Source organism: Salinigranum halophilum, from assembly GCF_007004735.1.
GTDB lineage: Archaea > Halobacteriota > Halobacteria > Halobacteriales > Haloferacaceae > Salinigranum > Salinigranum halophilum.
In genome coordinates this window covers 650,204-668,942 of the sequence record NZ_ML660182.1, presented here as the reverse complement: position 1 = coordinate 668,942, position 18,739 = coordinate 650,204, and the positions used below count along the sequence as shown (strand labels likewise).

Below are 18,739 nucleotides of genomic sequence, written 5' to 3'. Positions count from 1 at the left end.
CATGGACCTCCTCGACGACAGTGTCGTCCCCGAGCACGCTCGCCCCGTCAAGGAGCGAGCGCGGGCGTTCGCAGCCGACCACATCGAACCCATGGCGGCCGACTACCACTCCACCGGCGAGTACCCGTGGGACGTGCTCGAGGCCGGGATGGAAGCCGGCCTCGTCGCGGGCGACATCGGCGAAGCGTGGGGCGGGAACGGATACGACCTCCTCGAACAGCTGGCCATCGCCGAGGAGCTCTTCCGCGCCGACGCGGGCATCGCACTCACCCTCCAGCTGACGAGCTTCGGCTGCAGCATCGTCGAGGACTACGGGACGGAAGCGCAGGCGGAAGAGTGGTTAGAGCCCGTGGCCGCACACGACCAGGTCTCGGGGCTCGCGGTTTCGGAGCCCGACACCGGGAGCGACATGGCGGGGATGACGACAGCGGCCGAGCGGACCGACGACGGCTGGCTGTTGAACGGCGAGAAGTACTGGGTCGGCAACGCCGTCGAAGCCGACTGGCTCACCCTCTACGCGAAGACGGACGACCACGAGAAGCCACACGACAACTACTCGCTGTTCATCGTCCCCACCGACGCCGAGGGGTATCACGCCGAGCACATCCCCGAGAAGATCGGTATGCGGGCGTCGAAGCAGGGACACATCGTCCTCGACGACTGTTTCGTCCCGGCGGCGAACCTCGTCGGGGAACGGGGGAACGGCTTCCGGATGCTCGCGGACTTCTTCAACAAGGGCCGTGTCATCGTCGGCGGCCACGGCCTCGGACTCGCGGCCGCGGCGCTCGAGGAGGCGTGGACGTTCGTCCACGAGCGGGAGGCGTTCGACCGTTCCGTCAACGAGTTCCAGGCGGTCCAGCACATCCTCGCCGACATGCGGACGGAGTTCGAGGCGGCGCGGGCGCTCACCTGGCGAGCGGCCGAGCAGGTCCACGCCGGGGAGGAGCCGGGGCTGTGGGCCGCGATGGCGAAGCTGAAGGCGACCGAAGTGGCGAACGACTGCGCCGAGCGCAGCATGCAACTGCACGGCGGCCGCTCCGTCTTCGCGGAGAACCGCATCTCGCGGGTGTACCGCGACGTGCGCATCCCGGTCATCTACGAGGGCGCGAACGAGATACAGCGAGACCTCGTCTACCGACAGTCGGGATGAGCGGCGAGGCGCGACACACATCGAGAGCCGGGGCACAGTGCCGATGAAGGCGCGGACGGCGCCGAGCGGCGCACAGGTCCGAACCGCTGGACTCCTCGCCGGGCTGTTCACGCTCTCGGCGGCCGCGGCGGCGTACGAAATCGTCCCCGCGAGCGTGACCCCCCTCATCCGTGACTCGCTCGGTATCGGCGCGGCCGCGGCCGGACTGCTCGTGACCGTGATGTACGCGACGTCCGTCGTCGCGAGCGTCCCCGCCGGCATCGCGCTCGACCGCGTGGGTGTCGTCCGGAGCGTCGTGGCCGCCGGTGTCGCGCTGCTCGTCGCGGGCGCGTGGGGGTACGCCGCCAGCGTCGCGGGCGCGTACTGGTGGGTCGTCGCCTCGCGCGTTCTCGGCGGACTGGCGTACGTCGTGCTCTGGAACGCCGGCGCCAACCTCGTCGGTGAGGCGGTCACGCCGCAGCGCCGCGCGACGGCCGTCGGCGTCTTCACCGCGAGCGCCCCGCTCGGGTTCGCCCTCGGGCAGTTCGGCGGGCCGCGCATCGCTGCCGTCGCGGGGTGGCCGGCCGTCCTGCCCACGTTCGCGGGGCTCGCCGTCGTCGGGATGGTCATCTTCCTCGTCACGACCCACGGCTACGAGTTCTCGGTGTCGGCGGAGGTTCCAGACAGGGCGGCGCTCGTCTCCCTCTTCACCGACCGGGGGGTCTGGACGCTCTGCCTGCTCTGTTTCATCGCGTTCGACCTCTATCTCGTCTTGAACAGCTGGTTGCCCAGCTACCTCTCGGAGGGGCTCGGCGTCGGACTGGCGCTGAGCGGTCTCCTGACGGCAGTGTTCCCCGCGGTGGGCGTCGTCGCACGCACCGGTGGGGGCGTGCTCTCCGACCGGCTGTTCGACGGCCACCGTCGGCCGGTCGCCGTGCTCGCGTTCGCCGTCGCGACACCCGGCGTTCTCGGCCTCGTGGTGACGAGACACGTCGGGACGGTCGTCGGTCTCGTCGTCGTCGCGGGGCTGGGAGTGCAACTCGCCATCGGGCTGTTGTTCTCGTACGTGACGGAGGTGGTCGCCAGCGAGGTCCGCACGACGGCCGTCTCACTGTTGACCGCGGCTGGACTGGCCGGTGCCGGTCTCGCCCCCGTGGTCGCGGGCGGACTTATCGAGCGCGTGGGCTACCAGACGACGTTCCTCGTCGCGGGCCTCGTCGGCGCGGTGGGCGTCGCGGTGGCGTGGCGAGCGCCCGAACCCGCGGACGCCGTGGATGCCGCGCGAACGTGACATTCACGAACGCCTTCAAAATGGTATTTGTTACCACACGACGAGGAGAAGGCGGCTATGTCGACAACCGAACTCGACGGCAAGACGGCAATCGTGACCGGGGCGGGTGGACAGATCGGCGGCGGCATCGCGCGTGAGTTGGCGAAAGCCGGGAGCGACGTGGTACTCGCGGACGTGGACGTCCTCGATACGGCCTACAACCAGCAGGCGAGCGAGGAGATGCACGGGGCGGAGACGGCCCACAGGCTCGCCGACGACATCGAGACGATGGGGCGGCAGTCGATGGTGGTCGAGTGCGACGTGACCAAGGCGGACCAGGTCGACGCGATGATCGACCGGACGGTCGAGGAGTTCGGCGGCCTCGACATCATGGTGAACAACGCCGGCATCATCACGCTCTCGAACGTCGAGGAACTGGAGGAGGCCGAGTGGGACGCGGTCATGGACGTCAACGCGAAGGGGGTGTTCCTCTGTGCGAAAGCGGCGATTCCCGAACTCAAGCGGAGCAACGGGACGATGATAAACACGGCCTCTATCGCGGGTGAAATCGGTGCCGCGGGGCTCGGACACTACGTCGCCTCCAAACACGCCGTGATGGGGCTGACGAAGTGTCTCGCGCTGGAACTCGCGCCGGACGACGTCACGGTCAACGCCATCTGTCCGGGCATCGTGAACACGCCGATGTGGTCGAAGGTGCTCACGCCGGCGATGGGCGGCGATTACGAGGAGATAATCGAGGACGTGATGCCCCTCGGACGCGACCAGACGCCGGAAGACATGGGCCGGCTGGCGGTCTTCTTCGCCACGAACCGGAACGTCACCGGCGAGGCGGTCAAGGTCGACGGCGGCATCACCCAGAACGTCATCTGACGGTCGGACGACGCACCCAACGTTTTTCATCCGGCACTCGGTGTCTCGACCATGGCCACACCTCCCGTGTATCCGCCGCTCGTCACACCGTTCACCGCGTCCAACGAGGTCGACGTCGACGCGCTCGCCGCGCTCGTCGACGCCGTCGAATCCCGCGGCGTCGACGGCGTCGTCCCCTGTGGCACCACCGGCGAGTTCGCCAGCCTCACCGAGGCGGAGTACGAGACGGTCGTCGAGACGACGGCCGACACGGCGAGCGGCCGTGTGGTCGCGGGTGTCGCCGATACGAGCGTCGCGGGCGTCCGGTCGAAGGTCGAAACCGCCGCCGACGCGGGCTGTGACGCGGTGCTCGTGACGGGGCCGTACTTCCACACCGAGAACGCGGCGGGTGGAACCGAGTCGTTCCTGCGGGCGGCCGTCACGGACGCGCCCCTCCCGGTGTACCTCTACAACATCCCGGTGTACGTCGGTGACCGACTCGACTCGCGGACGGTGAGCGCGCTCGCCGAGGCGGGGCTGGTCGCGGGCATCAAAGACTCCAGCGGCGACCTCGACTACTCGCTCTCGCTCGACCGGTCGACGCCCGACGACTTCGAGCTGTTCTGTGGCTACGACAGCGTCCTCGTGCCCGCACTCACCAGCGGGGCGACTGGCGGAATCAACGCGCTCGCGAACGTCGTCCCGGAAGTGTTCGACGCGGCGACTGTGGCACTCGCGGAGGGCGAAATCGAACGAGCCGTCCACCTCTCACAGATGGCGATTGCCCCGCTGTTCGAGCAGTGTGCCGCTCACGGGTTCGCGCCGGCGACGAAGGTCGGTGCGGCCGCCCGCGGGTTCCTCGACTCGACGGCGGTTCGGCCGCCGCTCGTCGACCTCGACGAGGGCGCACGGGGAGACGTCGCCGACGCCGTCGACGAGGCGCTGGCGGTCGTCGACGTGGACTGACTCGTTCTGACTCTTGCGACAGAGGGTTTAGGTACGATGACGCGGCCAGTGGTCCCGTGACCTGAGACCAGTCACGGGGCGTCCAGCGGTTGTGCGGCACACTACCCCGTGTCTCTCACCGGTGTCGCCTGTTCGCCCCATGGTCGTCTCTCCCTCTGCTCTGTCTCACGGACGAGTGACGCGCTCCTCCTGACATCGAGCTGTACACTTATCCACGCTCGGACCTACCTCTGGCTATGGTAGACGCATCTGTCCACCTCATCGACCGTGGTCGTGTCCACGCCGACAGAGGGTTCGTCGTCGACGGCTACACGATGGGCACCGCCCAGGAGCCGAACCCCGACCACGACATCGCGGAGTTCGTGGTGTGGAACGCCGTCGTCGACCACCCCGACTGCACCGCGCTGTGGGATACTGGCTCTCACCCCGAGGCGGGCGACGGCTACTGGCCCGAACCGCTGTACGCTGCGTTCCAGCACGTCGATGCCGCCGACCACGACCTCGAGTCGGACCTCGACGAGGCCGGGTTCGGCCTCGACGACATCGACGCCGTCGTGATGAGTCACCTCCACCTCGACCACGCCGGCGGGCTCGCGGCCTTCGCGGGGACGGACACGCCCATCTACGTCCACGAGGAGGAGCTGAAGTTCGCGTACTACTCGGCGAAGACGACGGAGGGCTCGATGGCGTACCTCGCGTCCGACTTCGACCACGACCTCGCCTGGGAGGTCGTCCACCGTGACAGGCACACCCTGGCGACGGACTTCGAACTCGTCCACCTTCCGGGCCACACGCCCGGCGTCCTCGGGGCTCGCATCGACCTCCCCGACGAGACCGTGCTCGTCGCCGGCGACGAGTGCTACGTCGACGCCAACTTCACCGAGGAAGCCCCGCTGGGGCCGGGGCTCCTCTGGAGCGAGCGTGACTGGCTCGACAGCCTCCACCTCCTGAAAGAGGAGGTCCGACAGACGGACGGGCCGGTCGACGTGCTGTACGGTCACGACCTCGAACGGTTCGAATCGTTCGACGGCGGCTGGAACCGGTGACGACCGCCCGGCTGGTGCCAGTCGTGCGCACCGAGGACAAATTCTTTTAGGTGCAGGCCTCGTATCTGAGCATCAATGCCGAGTTCGATGGCCGAGTACCTGCGGGCAGATATGGAGTGCGAGGGCCTCCTCGAGTGTTTCCACGGGCTCAAAGAGCTCGACCGAGAGGTCTTCCAGTCGCTCGTCGACGCGGAGGAGCGGTTGACCGTCGACGAGATCGCCGAGCGCGTCGAACGGGAACGCTCGACGGCGTACCGGAGCGTCCAACGGCTGCTGCAAGCAGGGCTCGTCCAGAAGGAACAGGTCAACTACGAGCAGGGCGGGTACTACCACGTCTACCGGCCGGTCAGCGCCGAGGAGGTCACCGAGGACATGCAGCGGATGCTCAACGACTGGTACGCCAAGATGGGCCAGCTCATCCAGGAGTTTCGCGACAAGTACGACGACGAGCTGGAACCGGCGACGGCCGACTGAGTTTCACGCGCCTCGGTACCACCTATCTCACCGGTTCACTTAGGAACGCTGAGCCCCTATTTATCCCGTTGTGAACAAGAACGAACTCGTCCACCTCCACACCCTCCTGGTCCGGGTGGCCGAGGAGTACGCCGGGTGGGGCGTCGCGACCAGCGACGACTTCTCGGCGTATCGCGCCCTCCGGACGACACCGATGGCACTCAGGCGCTCGCGTGCCGACCACGAGGCCGCGACGCTCGTCCTCGCGCGGACGCTCGCGGAACTCTCGGGGACCCCCCGGCTCGAGGTCCAGTCGGTCGAAGACGCCGCGACCCGCTGACCGGAGCGATTCGACAAACCACTAAGGGCCGCCCAGCGTAGCCACGGGTATGCGACTCGAGGAATTCTGGGGCGTCGGACCGAAGACGGCCGAACGACTCCGCGACTCGCTCGGGGAGGTGGAAGCCGTCGACGCCATCGAGTCCGCGGACGTCCGACGGCTCGTCGGGGCTGGCGTGACCCGTGGACGGGCCACACGCATCCTCAGGCGGGCGCAGGGGGAGGCCGGGATGGACCTGCTGGCGACACGTGACGTCCGGAAGGTCTACGACGACCTGGTCACGCGGGCGGCTGCCCACGCGGTCACGGCGCACGCGGCCGACCGAATCCGCGTCCTCACCCCGCTGACCGACCGGGCCGAACAGGAGGCCCGGCTCGACGAGGTGCTCGCCGCTCGTGACGCGTGGCGTGCGCTCGACGAGGGGGGCCGCACCCGTGTCATCGACGCGTTCGAGGCGTACGACGACGCGGAGGTGACGAAACCGGCCGCCGTCCGTGCGGCGCTCGCGCTCCGCGAGGCGGGACTCGGCGGTGAGACGTTCGCGGCGCTCGAGGACATCGACGAGGACCGACTCGCGGACGCAGCCGACGCGCTGGAGGCACTCGACGCGGACGAGCAGGTGGCGATGGGCGCAGACGCCGAACTCGACCGACTACGGACGCAGTTGGCGGCCGCCGAGGAACTTGAGGGGAGCGCGTTCGACCTCATCGACAGCATCCGCGAGCGCGGTGTCCGCGACCTCTCCGAATTCCGCCACGCGTTCGTCGAGTACGTCGCCGCGGAGACCGACCTGACGCGAGGGACGGTGACCGCCGCGACTGCCGACGACGCCGTCGACGCCGCGGACTTCGTCTCGAGTTCGCTTCGAGCGCTGGTCGCCGACCGTCGCGCACGGGTCGACGAGCGGGAGACGACGGTCCGCACCGAGTTGGAGGCGGCCGTCGACGAGGTCCGCGACGACGTCGAACGGGCGGTGTCGGCAGTCGACGACATCGCCGTCGCGCTCTCGCTGGGACGGTTCGCCGACACGAACGACCTCACCAGACCCACGCTCGTCAAGGACGGCCTCGCGGTCGACCGGGCGCGGAACCTCGGCCTGTCGGACCCACAGCCGGTCTCGTACGGCATCGGGGACCACTCGCTCACCGCGCCGTCTTCGGACAGGGTCGCCGTCCTCACCGGTGCCAACAGCGGGGGGAAGACGACGCTGCTGGAGACGCTCTGTCAGGTCGCCCTCCTCGCGTCGATGGGGCTCCCGGTGCCGGCCGAACGCGCAGCGGTCGGCCGGTTCGACGCCGTCGTCTTCCACCGGCGACACGCCTCGTTCAACGCGGGCGTCCTCGAATCGACGCTGAAGACCATCGTCCCGCCGCTGTCGCGCGAGGGGCGGACGCTGATGCTCGTCGACGAGTTCGAGGCCATCACCGAACCCGGGCGCGCGGCGGACCTCCTCAACGGCCTCGTGTCGCTCACCGTCGACCGCGACGCGCTCGGCGTGTACGTCACCCACCTCGCCGACGACCTCTCGCCGCTCCCCGACGAGGCACGCACCGACGGCATCTTCGCGGAGGGGCTCACACCCGACCTGGAACTCGAGGTGGATTACCAGCCGCGGTTCGGCCAGATCGGTACGTCGACGCCGGAGTTCATCGTCTCGCGGCTGGTGGCGAACGCCCGCGACCGTACGGAACGACAGGGGTTCGAGGCGCTCGCGGCGGCGGTCGGCGAGGAAGCCGTCCAACAGACGCTCTCGGATGCACGATGGTCGAAGTGACCAGTGTTTACCGTCAGAGCGAACAGTATCGGGTGTAAAACGAGTGTTAACTGTATTTTCATCAGTTTATTCCGAAAAACGGACCGCATTCGTGTTATAGATTCACGAAGGCTTTAATACGTACGGCTATTGAGTGGTACTGTGAATACAGGTCCCCTCCTCTCCGTCGGCTGTGTGCCCGACTGCGAGTACGAAGTCGAGTCCCGAGACGAACTGGCGGTCGTCGAGGAGATGACGACACACATGTGGGAAGAACATCGTCTCCAGGTCGACCCGCTCGACGTGCGCGAGATGGTCCGCCCGAGTCACCGCATCTCACACAGAGAGACGAACGCGTCCACGTCCGCCGAGAGCCACGTCTCGAGTCGCTCGGAGTGAGCGCGCCCCCGCGGGTAGATGGTACAGCGGTCCGTCCGATGTTCGTAGCTGACGACGACGCTGTGGAGGTCGAACGAGCGGGTCTCCGCGGCATCCGTCGTGTCGGAGTGGACGGCCATCGCCTGCCGACTCGCTGTCACCGGGCATGAACCCTGCTAAGTCTGATATATAGACTAGAAAAGAAATATTTATCTTCCGGCGTCAGGGGTCGCTGTGGGTCGGGTCAGTGACTGTCTCCTGTCGGGTCGACCACGGCCCTCCGACGAAAGTGGCAGATTGAAGTAGCCGGACGGGCCTCTCTCCGTGAGATGGTTGACCCGACCTCCGACCTCGACGAGGACGTCGACGAGAGCAACGCGCCGGCCTGTGCGATCTGCGAGACGAAGCTCATCCGCGACCCGGACCACCACGTCGTCACGTGGATCGACGCCGGACAGATGCAGGTTCGACACTTCTGTAGCCCGGCGTGTCGCGAAGCGTGGGACGACAGCGAACGGGTCTGACGCTCACTCCGACCAGAACCGGTCGAGGCCAAACGAGAGCATGTCGGCGCTGACGGGCCGGAACTCCTCGCGTTCGGTCTCGGGGAAGAACCCGCGGACGCTGTCCCACGAGTCGCGGGCGTAGCGTTCGTCGACGAGGACGCGGACCCCTCGCTCGTCGGTGCCCCGGATGACGCGGCCGAGCGCCTGCCGGGCTTTTCTCACGGCGGGAACGAGCAACGCCGTCCGAAAGCCGTCGCCGAACTCCCGGTCGTACGCCGCTCGAACAGCCTTCGTGCGGGGGCTCGACGTGTCGACGATGGGGACCCCGCAGACGACGGCCGCCGAGAGCCGGTCGCCGCGGTAGTCGACGCCCTCGGTCAGTGTCCCGCGGAGACTCGTCACGAGCACCTTGCCGGAACCGGCGAAGAACTCGCTCTTCAGCGACTCCGTCGCGTCGTCACCCGACGCCTCGTCGACGAGGACAGCCTTCTCGACGGTCTCGTCGAGTCGTTCGGCCATCCACCGCGCCTCGGCGTAGCTGGGCATCCCGACGAGGACGTTCCCGGGCGAGCGGGCCACCTCGCAGACGGCGTCGACGTACACCGCTCGCGTCTCCGAGTCGGTCCCCACGGAGCCGCGGTTCTCGTAGGTGTACTTGGGCGCGTCGACGGCGAAGCTCGCGCGGTGCGCTTCGGGGAACCCGAGCCCGTACGTCCGCTCGACGACCGGTCGACCGCCGTCTGCGAGCGCGTCGAGGCCCGTGACCTGCCGGAAGACGTCCATCGGTTCGAGCGTCGCGCTCATCAGGACGCCGCCACCGAACTCCGAGAGGCGGTCGGCGATGGCCTCGCCGGGGAGACAGTTGTGGAGCGCGAGCCGCGCGTTGTACCCCCGGCGCCACTCGCTCGCCGTCTCGTCCCACGTGCGCTCGAGTTCGATTTCGCGGAAGAAGGTGCCGTGGTCGAGCGCGCGCCACGCCGTGAGTGTCCGACCAGCGGCGGTCACCGCGCGCGTCTGGTCCTCGTCGTCGAGTTCGTTCAGGACGCGGGCGACGACTGCTCCGACGGCCTCGGCGCGCGTCCACGCGTCGAGATGGCCCGCCTCCCGCGCCCACCGGGTGAGTTCGTCCTCCTCGGTCGACGTGGGGTCTCGGAGGGGCAGTTCGTGGTCGTCGTACGTCTCTGGACGGTCGGCGAGCGAGGCGCGCCAGTCCGGGCGCTCGCGGTCGAGGTACGTCTCGACCCGGCGGCTCAATTCCTCGCGGAGCGCGACGATGGCGTCTCGGACCGCCGTGACCTCTTCGAGCGTCACGTCGGCGTCCGCGAACTCCTCGCGAACGAGTCGCGCGTCGTCGGTCTCGTGGCCGGCGTCGTCGAACTCCAGCGGCGTGACGATGCGGTTCAGCTCGTTCACCGCGTCTCTGAGCGTCACATCGGCGACACCGTCGCTCACCAGGTCTCGCACGCGCGGTTCGACCATGTGCGCCTCGTCGCAGACGACGAACGTCGACTCGTCCACGAGCGCGCCCGTGAACGTCGCCGCCGTCGTCGGGTCGAACGCGTGGTAGTAGTTGCCGATGACGACTTCCACCTCGGGGAGGAGCGCGCCCATCACCGAGTGTGGACAGCTCCCGTGTGAGGCGGCCAGTCCCACGAGCGTCTCGGTGTCGATGAGACCGCGGTCTTCGAACGCGAACGGGATGGCCTCGGCAGGTTCGCCCTCATCGGGGAGGTCGTCGAGGTACTGCGCGTAGAACGGGCAAAACTCCGTCCCGTCGTACTCGGGCATCTCGGGGAGGTAGGGCGTCGAATCACCGGCGGTCTCGAGATAGCTGACGCCGCTCGCCCCCGAGTCGGCGAGGCCGGTCTGCGCCCGCCGCGCCTCGCTGGCGAGTGCGCCGGCGGTCGTCGGACCGTTCTCGCCCGAGAGGTTGCGGGTCCGCTCGCGGAGCCCCTCACAGCGCTCGTAGACGTTCGACGTGTCGACCCGTCCCCGTCGCTCGCGGGCGTACGGACAGACGTCCGCCTTGCCGACGAGCGTGAGCGCCGAAACGGGCCGCCACTCGTCGGGGAGCCCCGCGTTGATGGTCTCGATGTCGGCTTCGAACTGGCGCAGTTGCTGTTTGACGCTCGTCAGCACCAGGACGCGCTCGTACGTGCTCTCGGGGTCACGGACGAGTTCGATACCGGCGGTGAGCGCCAGCATCGTCTTGCCCGTCCCGCAAGCGCCCTCGACGACGGTGAACCCGCCTCGGTGGCCCACCTCGATGGCGGTCTCGATGCCGTCGACCTGCTCGGGGTACGGCGAGTCGTGGCCGAACACCTCCTCCCACTGCACGCCCGCCTCTCGCTGCCCGGCACACAAAGCGGTGTCGCCCTCTGTCGTCACGGTGAGAGCTGTGGCGGTCTCGTATTTGAACCTCGGGGACCCCGTCACCGCCGACGCTATGCCGCCACGGTCGCTAGCGGTCCCGTGAACACGAAGATCGTCGAACACGACGGCCGACTGCTCGCGCGGATCGAAGACGACCACATGGTGTTCGAGGTCAACTTCGACACCCTGGCGGCGACGGACGTCACGCTACACTTCCTCCGCGACGGTGAGAAGGTCGGCAGCATCTACAACGACCACGGGACCCAGAAGACGATGGCGCGGCTGACCGTGCCCGGCGACAACGACTTCATCGGTGTCGAGGTCCCGAAGTCCTTCGTCGCGGCGGTGCTCGACACGGCGGCAGAGACCGACCGACTCGCCGATGCGACCGACGCCGACGGCTACCGACTCCGGGTGTTGTGAGGCCCGGCAGGTACAACGGCTCGCGCCGCGGGCCACGGCGGCGAGGGGTTCGTGGAGACGACGAAGCCGCCGGCGACGAGCACCCACAACGGCCCCGACAGGAGCGCGGCGGCTCCCTCGCGTGACGGGTCGGGCCCCTCACGTATCGACCGTCACTGCGGCTCGGGCAGTCGCCCCGCGAGCCAGAGCGAGACGAGCACGGCCACGACGACCACCATCCCCGCGGCGAAGGCGCGGAAGACGACGTCGAACGGGTAGCCGGCCTCCACGAGGAGACCGACGACGCCGCTCCCCGTCGCCTCGACGAGGAGCGAGAGCCCGCTGAAGACGGCGTAGGTGCTTCCGCGGGTGTCCGCGGGGAGCGCGCCGAGGACGTACACGTCGAGCGCCGGAAAGAGGCTGTGGATGACGTAGCCGACGAGCAGGGAGACGGCGACGAGGCCGACCAGCCCCCGCGTGACGGTGAGCGCGAACACGCCGGCGGTGAAACACACGAGCAGGCCGACGATGTAGGGGACGCTCGGGAGGCGGTCGGCGAGGCGACCACCGAGCCAGAACGCGGGGACGCCGGCCGCGAAGATCAGCGTGAGGAGCGTGCTCGCCGTCCCGGCGTCGAGCCCTCTGGCGGTCGTGAGGTAGACGACGTAGAAGTTGAACAGTCCCTGCCAGACGAACCCGGCCGTCGCGATCATCAAAATACCGACCCCCATGACGCGCCAGTTCGCGAGCGCGGCGCGGAACGAGCGGTCCGCGCTATCCCCGGAGACGGCGTCGTCGCGGGTGGTGACGACGAGCACGCCGGTCACGAGGATACAGCCGGTCGCGAGCAGCCAGAACACCGCGCGCCAGGTGGCCACCCCGAGCACGACGACGACGGCCGTCGGCGCGACGACGGCGGCGAGTTGCGCCGCGGTGCCGTGGATTCCGATGGCCCGCCCGACGCCCTCCGGGAAGAGGTCGCTGATGAGCGGGACGGCGGCGGCGAAGTACGCGCCGGACGCCAGCCCGACGAGCAGCGAGCCGAGCTGGAGCGCACCGATAGACGGGGACGCCGCGGTGAAGCCAGCCGCGACTCCGAGCAGGAGTCCGGCGAGGACGACGACGCCCCGTCGAGGCGTCCGCGTCAGGAGGTACCCGACGGGGAACCGCACGGCACCCGTCCCGAGCCAGACCAGGGAGGCGACGAGGCCGACGGCGGCCGGGCCGACGCCGAACGACGCCTGGAGCTCCGGGAGGAGGGGAGCGAAGGCGGTCCGCCCGAAGTTGACGAGAAAGACCAGCCCGAGCAGCGAGCCGAAGAGGCGGCGGGTCACAGCGGGAGTGCCTTCGGTCCGCGGTAAAGCGTTGCGTTCCGTCTCGCTGCCTCACGGACGGCGGCCGCCGGCGGGGTGGAGCCGGTGACACCGCCATTTAGGTACGACCCGACCGAAGCGCGACGCATGATAACCGCAAGACGGATGGCTGCCGTCGACGCGAACGCGGCCGCCCTCGGCGTCCCGCGGAAGCAGTTGATGGAGTCGAGTGGGAACGCGGTCGCCCGCGTCGTCCGCGAGGTCGCCGGCGGCGCAGATGCCGACGACGCAACCGAGGTCGCCGTCGTCGCTGGCCGCGGGAACAACGGCGGCGACGCGTTCGTGGCCGTGCGTTTCCTCGACGGGTTCGACACCCGGACCCACCTCCTCGGTCGCCCCGAGACCATCTCGACCGACATCGCCCGCGAGAACTACGAGGCGCTCGTCGAGGCCGAGTACGACGTCGAGACGGTGAGCGACTCCCGAGCCCTCGACCTCGACGACCCCGACGTGGTCGTCGACGCCATGCTCGGGACGGGTGTGACCGGCGCGTTGCGCGAACCCGAGGCAGCCGCGGCCGAGGCGATAAACGCGACCGACGCGACGGTCGTCGCCGTCGACGTTCCGTCCGGCGTCGATGCGGATACCGGTGACGCAGCGGGAATCGCCGTCGACGCCGACCACGTCGTCACGTTCCACGACGAGAAGCCCGGGCTGTCGAGCCTCGATGCCAAGGTACACGTCGCGGACATCGGTATCCCCGCCGCCGCCGAGACGTTCACCGGGCCGGGTGACCTGCTCGCACTCTCTCGCGACCCCCAGTCGCACAAGGGGGACCACGGCGAGGTACTGGTCGTCGGTGGCGGCCCCTACACCGGCGCGCCGGCCCTCGCCGCGGGCGCGGCGCTCCGCGCGGGCGCGGACCTCGTCCGCGTGGCCTGTCCCGAGGCAGTCGCCCGCGAGATTCAGGCGTACAGCGAGAACTTCATCCTCGTCCCCTTCGAGGGACAGGTGCTCGAGCCGGACCACGTCGACGGACTGCTCCGGCGGGCAGCCGAACACGACGTCGTCGTCTTCGGGCCGGGCCTCGGCTCCGACGAGCGGACGCTCGATGCGGTCGGGGATTTTCTCGCGAGATACGACGGCCGGGCCGTCGTCGACGCCGACGCGTTGCAGGTCGTTCCCGACGTGGACACGGCGGCGACGCTCGTCTGTACCCCCCACCAGGGCGAGTTACGGGAGATGGGTGGTTCGACTTCGGAGGACTGGCGCGAACGGCGCGCGCTCGTGGAATCGTTCGCCGGCGAACTCGGTCACACGCTGCTGGTGAAGGGCGCGTACGACGTCGTCAGCGACGGCTCCGAGACCAGGGTCAACCGAACGGGCAACCCAGGGATGACCGTCGGGGGGACCGGTGACGTCCTGGCGGGCGTCACGGGGGCGCTCTGCTGTACGCAGGGCCCGCTCGACGCGGCGGCCATCGCCGCTTACGTGAACGGGCTGGCCGGCGACCGGGTCGTCGAGGACAACGGGTTCGGCCTGGTCGCGACGGACCTCCTCGCTGCGGTCCCTGCGGCGATGTGGGGTGGGCGAGATGAGTGACCCGGACGACGCCCCGACCGGTGAGGACCCCCGGGCGACCGACACGGGCGAGGAACTCACGCACACCGACGAGGAGGGTAACGTCCAGATGGTCGACGTCGGCTCGAAGCCCGACTCGGACAGACGTGCGGTCGCACGGGGGACGATCCACCTCCAGCCGTCGACTCTCGACGCCGTCCGCGCCGACGACATCGGGAAGGGCGACGTCCTCGCGACGGCTCGCGTGGGGGCGGTCCAGGCGGTGAAACACACCTGGGAGACCATCCCGATGTGCCATCAGATCCCGATCACGAACGTCGACACCGACTTCCGGGTGGAGACGGACCGAATCGTGCTCACCGTCGCCGTCGAGACCACCGGGAAGACCGGCTGTGAGATGGAGGCGCTGGAGGGCGTGACGACGGGACTGAACGTCGTCTGGGATATGGTGAAGGCCGCAGAGAAGAACGAGGCAGGACAGTACCCCGACACGCACATCACGGACGTCCACGTGGTCCAGAAGGAGAAACGAGAACGCGACGAGTGAGTGGTCGAGCGGGAGCGTGAGGGAGAACACGCCGCACCTCGACCTGGTGACCGGGCCGGGTGCTGCCAGCGAGCGGCGACGCCCGACTCTCACAGTGAGCGACCGAGGGCGCGAGAACGGGTCAGGCCGACTCGACTGCGGCGAGGTCGCCGGCTTTCGCCCGCGCCTTCTCGACGACGGCGGGGCGCGCCTCGAACTCCAGCGTGACGGAGTCGCCGTCGTACTCCTCGCGCTCGACGTGGCCGTGGTCGTGGACCCACGAGACGAGGCTCATCGTGTCGTCGGTCATCGGGAGGAGGAGGCGCTCGTGCTGCCAGTCGGGGAGTTCGGCCTCGATTCTCGCCGTCAGTTCGCCGATGTTCTCGCCGGTCAATCCCGAGACGACGACGGGGTTTGGCGCGAGCGCCGAGAGGGCGCGCTTCTTCTCTTCTAACTCGCTCTCGTCGACCTTGTCGACCTTGTTCAACACGGTGACGATGGGGGCCTCGTTGCGCTCGTACAGCGTGTCGTGACAGGTGACGAGCTTCTCGCGCATCTCCTCAGTCGACTCGGAGGCGTCGACGACGAGCAGGACGAGGTCGGCTCGATACACGGAATCGAGCGTCGACTTGAACGACTCGACGAGCCAGTGGGGGAGGTTCGATATGAACCCGACCGTGTCGGTCAAGAGGACGTCCCTCGTCCCCGTGTCGGCTCGACGAGTGGTGGTTCCGAGGGTGGTGAACAGCCTGTCTTCCGACTCCGCGGTGGGGTCGAGGTCCGGGTGGAGGTCCTCGTTCTCGTCGACCGAGAGGTCCGCGGCGAGTTGCCGCATCAGCGTCGACTTCCCCGCGTTGGTGTAGCCCGCGAGTGCGACGAGGTCGAAGCCGGACTCGCGGCGCTCCTCGCGTCGGGTCTCTTCTTTCTCCGCGATGGCGTCCAGTTCGCGTTTGATGCGGGCGATCTGGGCCTTGATGTCCTGCTCTCGGCTCTCGTCGTACTCGCCGAGCCCCATGAACCCGGGCCGCTCGTCGCGCTTTGCGAGCGAGGCTTTCGCCTCCGCCCGGGGGAGTTCGTACCGGAGTTCGGCGAGTTCGACCTGCAACTGCGCCTTCTTGGTGTGGGCACGCTGCCCGAAGATGTCGAGGATGAGCGTGAACCGGTCGACGACCTCGACCTCGTCCGGGAGCTTCGAGCCGATGTTGTACAGCTGATACGGTCCGACTCGGTTGTCGACGACGACCACGTCGGCACCCGTCTCGACGACGAGCGCGGCGAGTTCGTCGACCTTCCCCTCGCCGAACATGTACGCGGCGTCCTCCTCGCGTGACTGCGTGAGTTCGCCGACGACGTCGTAGCCAGCCGCGCGCGCGAGGTCGCAGATCTCGGTGAGGTCGGCTGTCCCCGTATCCACGCGTTTGGCGACGATGGCGTCCCGGCTCATCGCACAGCCTCCACGGTGTGTTCCAGCACTGTTATCGGGGATTGGCCGTCGAACGGCTTAAGCGGGCGGGCGAACGTGATGGGTCGGTCACACCTCCATGCCCGCGTGTTGATGCTCGGCGGTATTGTATGTTACCTCGTGTCAGAGAGAGGGTGGAAGAAATATACGCCTACAGACAGGTCTCCACAAACGACTTATGCCGACCCGCGCGATGTGGCGCTATGGTCGACATCAACCTCCAGCAACTCGGGCTCGAACTGGGGAGCGGGGCGCTCGTCGGCGGCATCATCGGCTTCGCGGCCAAGAAGGTCGCGAAGGTCATCGCCATCATCATCGGTCTCGAACTCGCTCTGTTCAAGTTCCTCGAGTCGCGGCAGATTATCACCGTGGACTGGGAACGGCTGACCGCGGGGATGCTCAGTACGGGGGAGGCCGCGACGTCGGGGACACCGCCGGACTGGGCGATGACCATCCTGTCGACGCTGTCGGTGTCGGCGGGCTTCACCGGTGGCTTCCTCGTCGGCTTCAAGAAGGGATAGCCGTCCGTGCGGCGTCTCAGCGGACGTTCAGGTCGTCTTTGTCCTTGACGATGCGTGTCTCGGCCTCGCCGCTCGTGACGTCGTTCACGAGGTCGTAGAAGTCGTTCTGCATCCCGGCGGGGAACGTGAGGACGCCGACCCACGACCCGTCGCTCTGCCACTCCTCGCGTTCGAGGTCGCCGAACTGCCGGATGCGCGCCTGTGCGCTCCCCGCCCTGTCCGCGGGGACCTGGACGGCGATGGTGACCTCCGAGAATCGGATGGGAATCACCGGCCGGAGCGCCTCCAGGGCGTCGTCGACCTGGGTCTCGATGGGCTCCATCGGGTCGACGCGGAAGCCGGCCTCTTCGAGGGCGCGTTCGATGCGGTCCGGCGGGTGCGGCGCGTCGTCCATCTGAGGGTTGACCGCGTTGCGCGCGATGCGGTCGATGAGCTGGCGACGCTTCTGCTCTTGCATCTCTCGGCGCTGGTCGGCCGTGATCTGGATCTCCCCGCGTTTGACGACTTCGGGGATGATGCTCATCGGGTCTGTCGTCTCGAACACCTTCTTCAGGTCCGCCTCCGCCGGGCGGTCACCGCGTGAGGCGTCCTCGAAGACGTCCTCGGCGGCGATGACCTCCTCGAGGTCGCCGTCGAACTCCCCGCGCTTGATGGCGAGGGCGGCGTCGGGGTCGATGAGGACCTCGAACCGCGCGCCGTGGGATTCGAGGCGAGCTGTGACCGCTTCGTCGAGTGATATCATAGCGAGGCGTACCACCTCCGAATTTAAAAGCCCTCGCTGCCACGGCGTGCGAGCGGCGGGACGAGTAAGCGCTATATCCTCTGCACCCCCGTAATGCGGCATGGACTCCACCGCTGACGCGGAGCCGCTCGAACGACGGCTCGAGCGGTTCATGAACCGGAACTTCCCACAGATCGCGATGCACGGTGGCACGGCCGGTATCGACGCGCTCGACGAGGACACCGGCGAGGTGTGGATTACGCTCGCCGGCGCGTGCTCCGGCTGCGGAATCTCGCCGATGACCATCCAGGCGCTCAAGTCGCGGATGGTGATGGAGTTCGACGAACTCAGCGAGGTCCACGCTTCGACCGGGTACGGGTTCGACGACACGGAGCGGCCGGACCTCTCCGACGTCCCGTTCTGAACCCCTTTAGTGGCCGGTTAAGCCGCTGAATCCGGTGGTTTAGCTCGCGAACGCTCCGCGTACTTAACAGGTTGGCGTGTCTGCGTGGAGACATGCTCTCTCAGGAACGACAGACCTACCACGTCGTCTGCCACGACTGTGCGTTCGAATCGCTCACGCAGACGAACGCGGAGGCCCGTCGGCTCTCTCAGGCACACGCCACCGAGGCGGACCACCAGACACGCTACGCACGGATTCAGTGAGTCGTCACTAACACGTGACGAGCGGGGCCGACCGCAGAATCAACTTACGCGAGTTCCGCGATGACGTCGAGCAGGGCGTCTTTGTCCTGCACGCCGATGAGCCGCTTCGCCTCCTCCCCGTGGGCGTAGAACTGGAGCGTCGGGACGCTCCGCACCCCGGCGTCGCGGGCGAGGTCCTGCAGTTCGTCGATGTCTACCTTCACCACGGCCACCTCGGTCTCGGCCGCGATCTCCGCGACGGTCGGTTCGAGCATCTTGCACGGGCCGCACCAGTCGGCGTAGAAGTCCGCGAGGACGACGTCGTGTTCAGCGACGAGTTCGTCGAGGTGTGCTTTGCTCTTCACGTGGATCGGCTCGCTGGGCTGTGCAGTACTCATATCCCCAGTTGCGGCGCGACCTTCTTAACAGTTGAGACGGCGTGTCGTGCGACCGCACAGCCGCGAGCGTCGGGTTCGGGTGTCGC

At 68.2% G+C, this 18,739-nt stretch carries 22 protein-coding genes; 16 read left to right on the top strand and 6 right to left on the bottom strand.

The window, feature by feature from the left end:
- Position 1: 1 nt before the first annotated feature.
- From E6N53_RS03470 to E6N53_RS21595, 9 genes are all read left to right on the top strand, one after another.
- Positions 2–1,150: an acyl-CoA dehydrogenase family protein gene (locus tag E6N53_RS03470; protein WP_142856910.1), complete on the top strand. Its 1,149-nt coding sequence runs from the start codon at positions 2–4 to the stop codon at positions 1,148–1,150.
- A gap of 43 nt (positions 1,151–1,193) precedes the next feature.
- Positions 1,194–2,420 (top strand): MFS transporter, encoded by a 1,227-nt coding sequence (locus tag E6N53_RS03465; protein WP_142856907.1) that lies wholly within the window; start codon positions 1,194–1,196, stop codon positions 2,418–2,420.
- Positions 2,421–2,477: 57 nt separating this feature from the next.
- Positions 2,478–3,290: an SDR family NAD(P)-dependent oxidoreductase gene (locus E6N53_RS03460; RefSeq protein WP_142856905.1), complete on the top strand. Its 813-nt coding sequence runs from the start codon at positions 2,478–2,480 to the stop codon at positions 3,288–3,290.
- A gap of 51 nt (positions 3,291–3,341) precedes the next feature.
- A complete protein-coding gene (locus E6N53_RS03455) occupies positions 3,342–4,235 on the top strand; it encodes a dihydrodipicolinate synthase family protein (protein ID WP_142856903.1) in 894 nt (297 codons plus the stop codon).
- Between the two features lie 236 nt (positions 4,236–4,471).
- Entirely contained in the window at positions 4,472–5,281 is an 810-nt protein-coding gene (locus E6N53_RS03450; RefSeq protein WP_142856901.1) for an N-acyl homoserine lactonase family protein, read from the top strand.
- A 75-nt stretch (positions 5,282–5,356) separates the two neighbouring features.
- A complete protein-coding gene (locus tag E6N53_RS03445; RefSeq protein ID WP_136589042.1) occupies positions 5,357–5,755 on the top strand; it encodes a helix-turn-helix domain-containing protein in 399 nt (132 codons plus the stop codon).
- Between the two features lie 70 nt (positions 5,756–5,825).
- Entirely contained in the window at positions 5,826–6,074 is a 249-nt protein-coding gene (locus tag E6N53_RS03440) for a UPF0058 family protein (protein WP_161596505.1), read from the top strand.
- 49 nt (positions 6,075–6,123) lie between these two features.
- Positions 6,124–7,848: a helix-hairpin-helix domain-containing protein gene (locus E6N53_RS03435; protein WP_142856896.1), complete on the top strand. Its 1,725-nt coding sequence runs from the start codon at positions 6,124–6,126 to the stop codon at positions 7,846–7,848.
- A gap of 141 nt (positions 7,849–7,989) precedes the next feature.
- A complete protein-coding gene (locus E6N53_RS21595; RefSeq protein WP_161569859.1) occupies positions 7,990–8,226 on the top strand; it encodes a DUF1059 domain-containing protein in 237 nt (78 codons plus the stop codon).
- Here the strand turns inward: E6N53_RS21595 and E6N53_RS03425 are convergent.
- Positions 8,154–8,366: a DUF7511 domain-containing protein gene (locus E6N53_RS03425; RefSeq protein ID WP_201741075.1), complete on the bottom strand. Its 213-nt coding sequence runs from the start codon at positions 8,364–8,366 to the stop codon at positions 8,154–8,156. The genes E6N53_RS21595 and E6N53_RS03425 overlap by 73 nt on opposite strands.
- A 168-nt stretch (positions 8,367–8,534) precedes the next feature.
- Here E6N53_RS03425 and E6N53_RS03420 point away from each other — a divergent pair, with 168 nt between their 5' ends.
- The gene (locus E6N53_RS03420; protein WP_136589037.1) at positions 8,535–8,729 is read left to right on the top strand and encodes a DUF7576 family protein; all 195 of its coding nucleotides are present in this window, start codon (positions 8,535–8,537) and stop codon (positions 8,727–8,729) included.
- A 3-nt stretch (positions 8,730–8,732) separates the two neighbouring features.
- On the opposite strand, the gene E6N53_RS03415 is transcribed toward E6N53_RS03420, so the two are convergent.
- Entirely contained in the window at positions 8,733–11,048 is a 2,316-nt protein-coding gene (locus E6N53_RS03415; protein WP_142857256.1) for an ATP-dependent DNA helicase, read from the bottom strand.
- A 195-nt stretch (positions 11,049–11,243) separates the two neighbouring features.
- Between E6N53_RS03415 and E6N53_RS03410 the strand changes: the two genes are divergently transcribed.
- Positions 11,244–11,507: a hypothetical protein gene (locus tag E6N53_RS03410; RefSeq protein WP_394343903.1), complete on the top strand. Its 264-nt coding sequence runs from the start codon at positions 11,244–11,246 to the stop codon at positions 11,505–11,507.
- Positions 11,508–11,659: 152 nt separating this feature from the next.
- On the opposite strand, the gene E6N53_RS03405 is transcribed toward E6N53_RS03410, so the two are convergent.
- On the bottom strand, positions 11,660–12,820 hold the full coding sequence (locus tag E6N53_RS03405) for an MFS transporter (RefSeq protein WP_142856894.1): 1,161 nt from the start codon (positions 12,818–12,820) through the stop codon (positions 11,660–11,662).
- 126 nt (positions 12,821–12,946) lie between these two features.
- Here E6N53_RS03405 and E6N53_RS03400 point away from each other — a divergent pair, with 126 nt between their 5' ends.
- The gene (locus E6N53_RS03400; RefSeq protein WP_142856891.1) at positions 12,947–14,401 is read left to right on the top strand and encodes an NAD(P)H-hydrate dehydratase; all 1,455 of its coding nucleotides are present in this window, start codon (positions 12,947–12,949) and stop codon (positions 14,399–14,401) included.
- Positions 14,394–14,927: a cyclic pyranopterin monophosphate synthase MoaC gene (gene moaC / locus E6N53_RS03395; protein WP_142856889.1), complete on the top strand. Its 534-nt coding sequence runs from the start codon at positions 14,394–14,396 to the stop codon at positions 14,925–14,927. The genes E6N53_RS03400 and moaC overlap by 8 nt, the downstream gene beginning before the upstream one ends.
- Before the next feature lie 121 nt (positions 14,928–15,048).
- Here moaC and hflX read toward each other — a convergent pair whose 3' ends face one another.
- On the bottom strand, positions 15,049–16,350 hold the full coding sequence (hflX, locus tag E6N53_RS03390; protein WP_142856887.1) for a GTPase HflX: 1,302 nt from the start codon (positions 16,348–16,350) through the stop codon (positions 15,049–15,051).
- A 221-nt stretch (positions 16,351–16,571) separates the two neighbouring features.
- On the opposite strand from hflX, the gene E6N53_RS03385 reads away from it, so the two are divergent.
- Complete coding sequence (locus E6N53_RS03385) at positions 16,572–16,889, top strand: FUN14 domain-containing protein (RefSeq protein WP_142856885.1); 318 nt, start codon at positions 16,572–16,574, stop codon at positions 16,887–16,889.
- A gap of 16 nt (positions 16,890–16,905) precedes the next feature.
- Here the strand turns inward: E6N53_RS03385 and E6N53_RS03380 are convergent, their stop codons facing one another.
- The gene (locus E6N53_RS03380) at positions 16,906–17,631 is read right to left on the bottom strand and encodes a ribosome assembly factor SBDS (protein WP_142856883.1); all 726 of its coding nucleotides are present in this window, start codon (positions 17,629–17,631) and stop codon (positions 16,906–16,908) included.
- A 100-nt stretch (positions 17,632–17,731) separates the two neighbouring features.
- On the opposite strand from E6N53_RS03380, the gene E6N53_RS03375 reads away from it, so the two are divergent.
- Together E6N53_RS03375 and E6N53_RS20910 are read left to right on the top strand one after the other, a co-directional pair.
- Positions 17,732–18,034: a NifU family protein gene (locus E6N53_RS03375; RefSeq protein WP_136589029.1), complete on the top strand. Its 303-nt coding sequence runs from the start codon at positions 17,732–17,734 to the stop codon at positions 18,032–18,034.
- 92 nt (positions 18,035–18,126) lie between these two features.
- The gene (locus E6N53_RS20910; protein ID WP_201740108.1) at positions 18,127–18,276 is read left to right on the top strand and encodes a hypothetical protein; all 150 of its coding nucleotides are present in this window, start codon (positions 18,127–18,129) and stop codon (positions 18,274–18,276) included.
- Positions 18,277–18,320: 44 nt separating this feature from the next.
- Here the strand turns inward: E6N53_RS20910 and trxA are convergent, their stop codons facing one another.
- On the bottom strand, positions 18,321–18,653 hold the full coding sequence (gene trxA / locus E6N53_RS03370; RefSeq protein ID WP_142856881.1) for a thioredoxin: 333 nt from the start codon (positions 18,651–18,653) through the stop codon (positions 18,321–18,323).
- Positions 18,654–18,739 lie beyond the last annotated feature (86 nt).

Coding starts and splice junctions, on each gene's coding strand:
- E6N53_RS03470 (WP_142856910.1), top strand. CDS start 2: ATGGACCTCCTCGACGACAGTGTCGTCCCCGAGCACGCTCGCCCCGTC.
- E6N53_RS03465 (WP_142856907.1), top strand. CDS start 1,194: ATGAAGGCGCGGACGGCGCCGAGCGGCGCACAGGTCCGAACCGCTGGA.
- E6N53_RS03460 (WP_142856905.1), top strand. CDS start 2,478: ATGTCGACAACCGAACTCGACGGCAAGACGGCAATCGTGACCGGGGCG.
- E6N53_RS03455 (WP_142856903.1), top strand. CDS start 3,342: ATGGCCACACCTCCCGTGTATCCGCCGCTCGTCACACCGTTCACCGCG.
- E6N53_RS03450 (WP_142856901.1), top strand. CDS start 4,472: ATGGTAGACGCATCTGTCCACCTCATCGACCGTGGTCGTGTCCACGCC.
- E6N53_RS03445 (WP_136589042.1), top strand. CDS start 5,357: ATGCCGAGTTCGATGGCCGAGTACCTGCGGGCAGATATGGAGTGCGAG.
- E6N53_RS03435 (WP_142856896.1), top strand. CDS start 6,124: ATGCGACTCGAGGAATTCTGGGGCGTCGGACCGAAGACGGCCGAACGA.
- E6N53_RS03420 (WP_136589037.1), top strand. CDS start 8,535: ATGGTTGACCCGACCTCCGACCTCGACGAGGACGTCGACGAGAGCAAC.
- E6N53_RS03410 (WP_394343903.1), top strand. CDS start 11,244: ATGGTGTTCGAGGTCAACTTCGACACCCTGGCGGCGACGGACGTCACG.
- E6N53_RS03400 (WP_142856891.1), top strand. CDS start 12,947: ATGATAACCGCAAGACGGATGGCTGCCGTCGACGCGAACGCGGCCGCC.
- moaC (WP_142856889.1), top strand. CDS start 14,394: ATGAGTGACCCGGACGACGCCCCGACCGGTGAGGACCCCCGGGCGACC.
- hflX (WP_142856887.1), bottom strand. CDS start 16,350: ATGAGCCGGGACGCCATCGTCGCCAAACGCGTGGATACGGGGACAGCC.
- E6N53_RS03385 (WP_142856885.1), top strand. CDS start 16,572: ATGGTCGACATCAACCTCCAGCAACTCGGGCTCGAACTGGGGAGCGGG.
- E6N53_RS03380 (WP_142856883.1), bottom strand. CDS start 17,631: ATGATATCACTCGACGAAGCGGTCACAGCTCGCCTCGAATCCCACGGC.
- E6N53_RS03375 (WP_136589029.1), top strand. CDS start 17,732: ATGGACTCCACCGCTGACGCGGAGCCGCTCGAACGACGGCTCGAGCGG.
- E6N53_RS20910 (WP_201740108.1), top strand. CDS start 18,127: ATGCTCTCTCAGGAACGACAGACCTACCACGTCGTCTGCCACGACTGT.
- trxA (WP_142856881.1), bottom strand. CDS start 18,653: ATGAGTACTGCACAGCCCAGCGAGCCGATCCACGTGAAGAGCAAAGCA.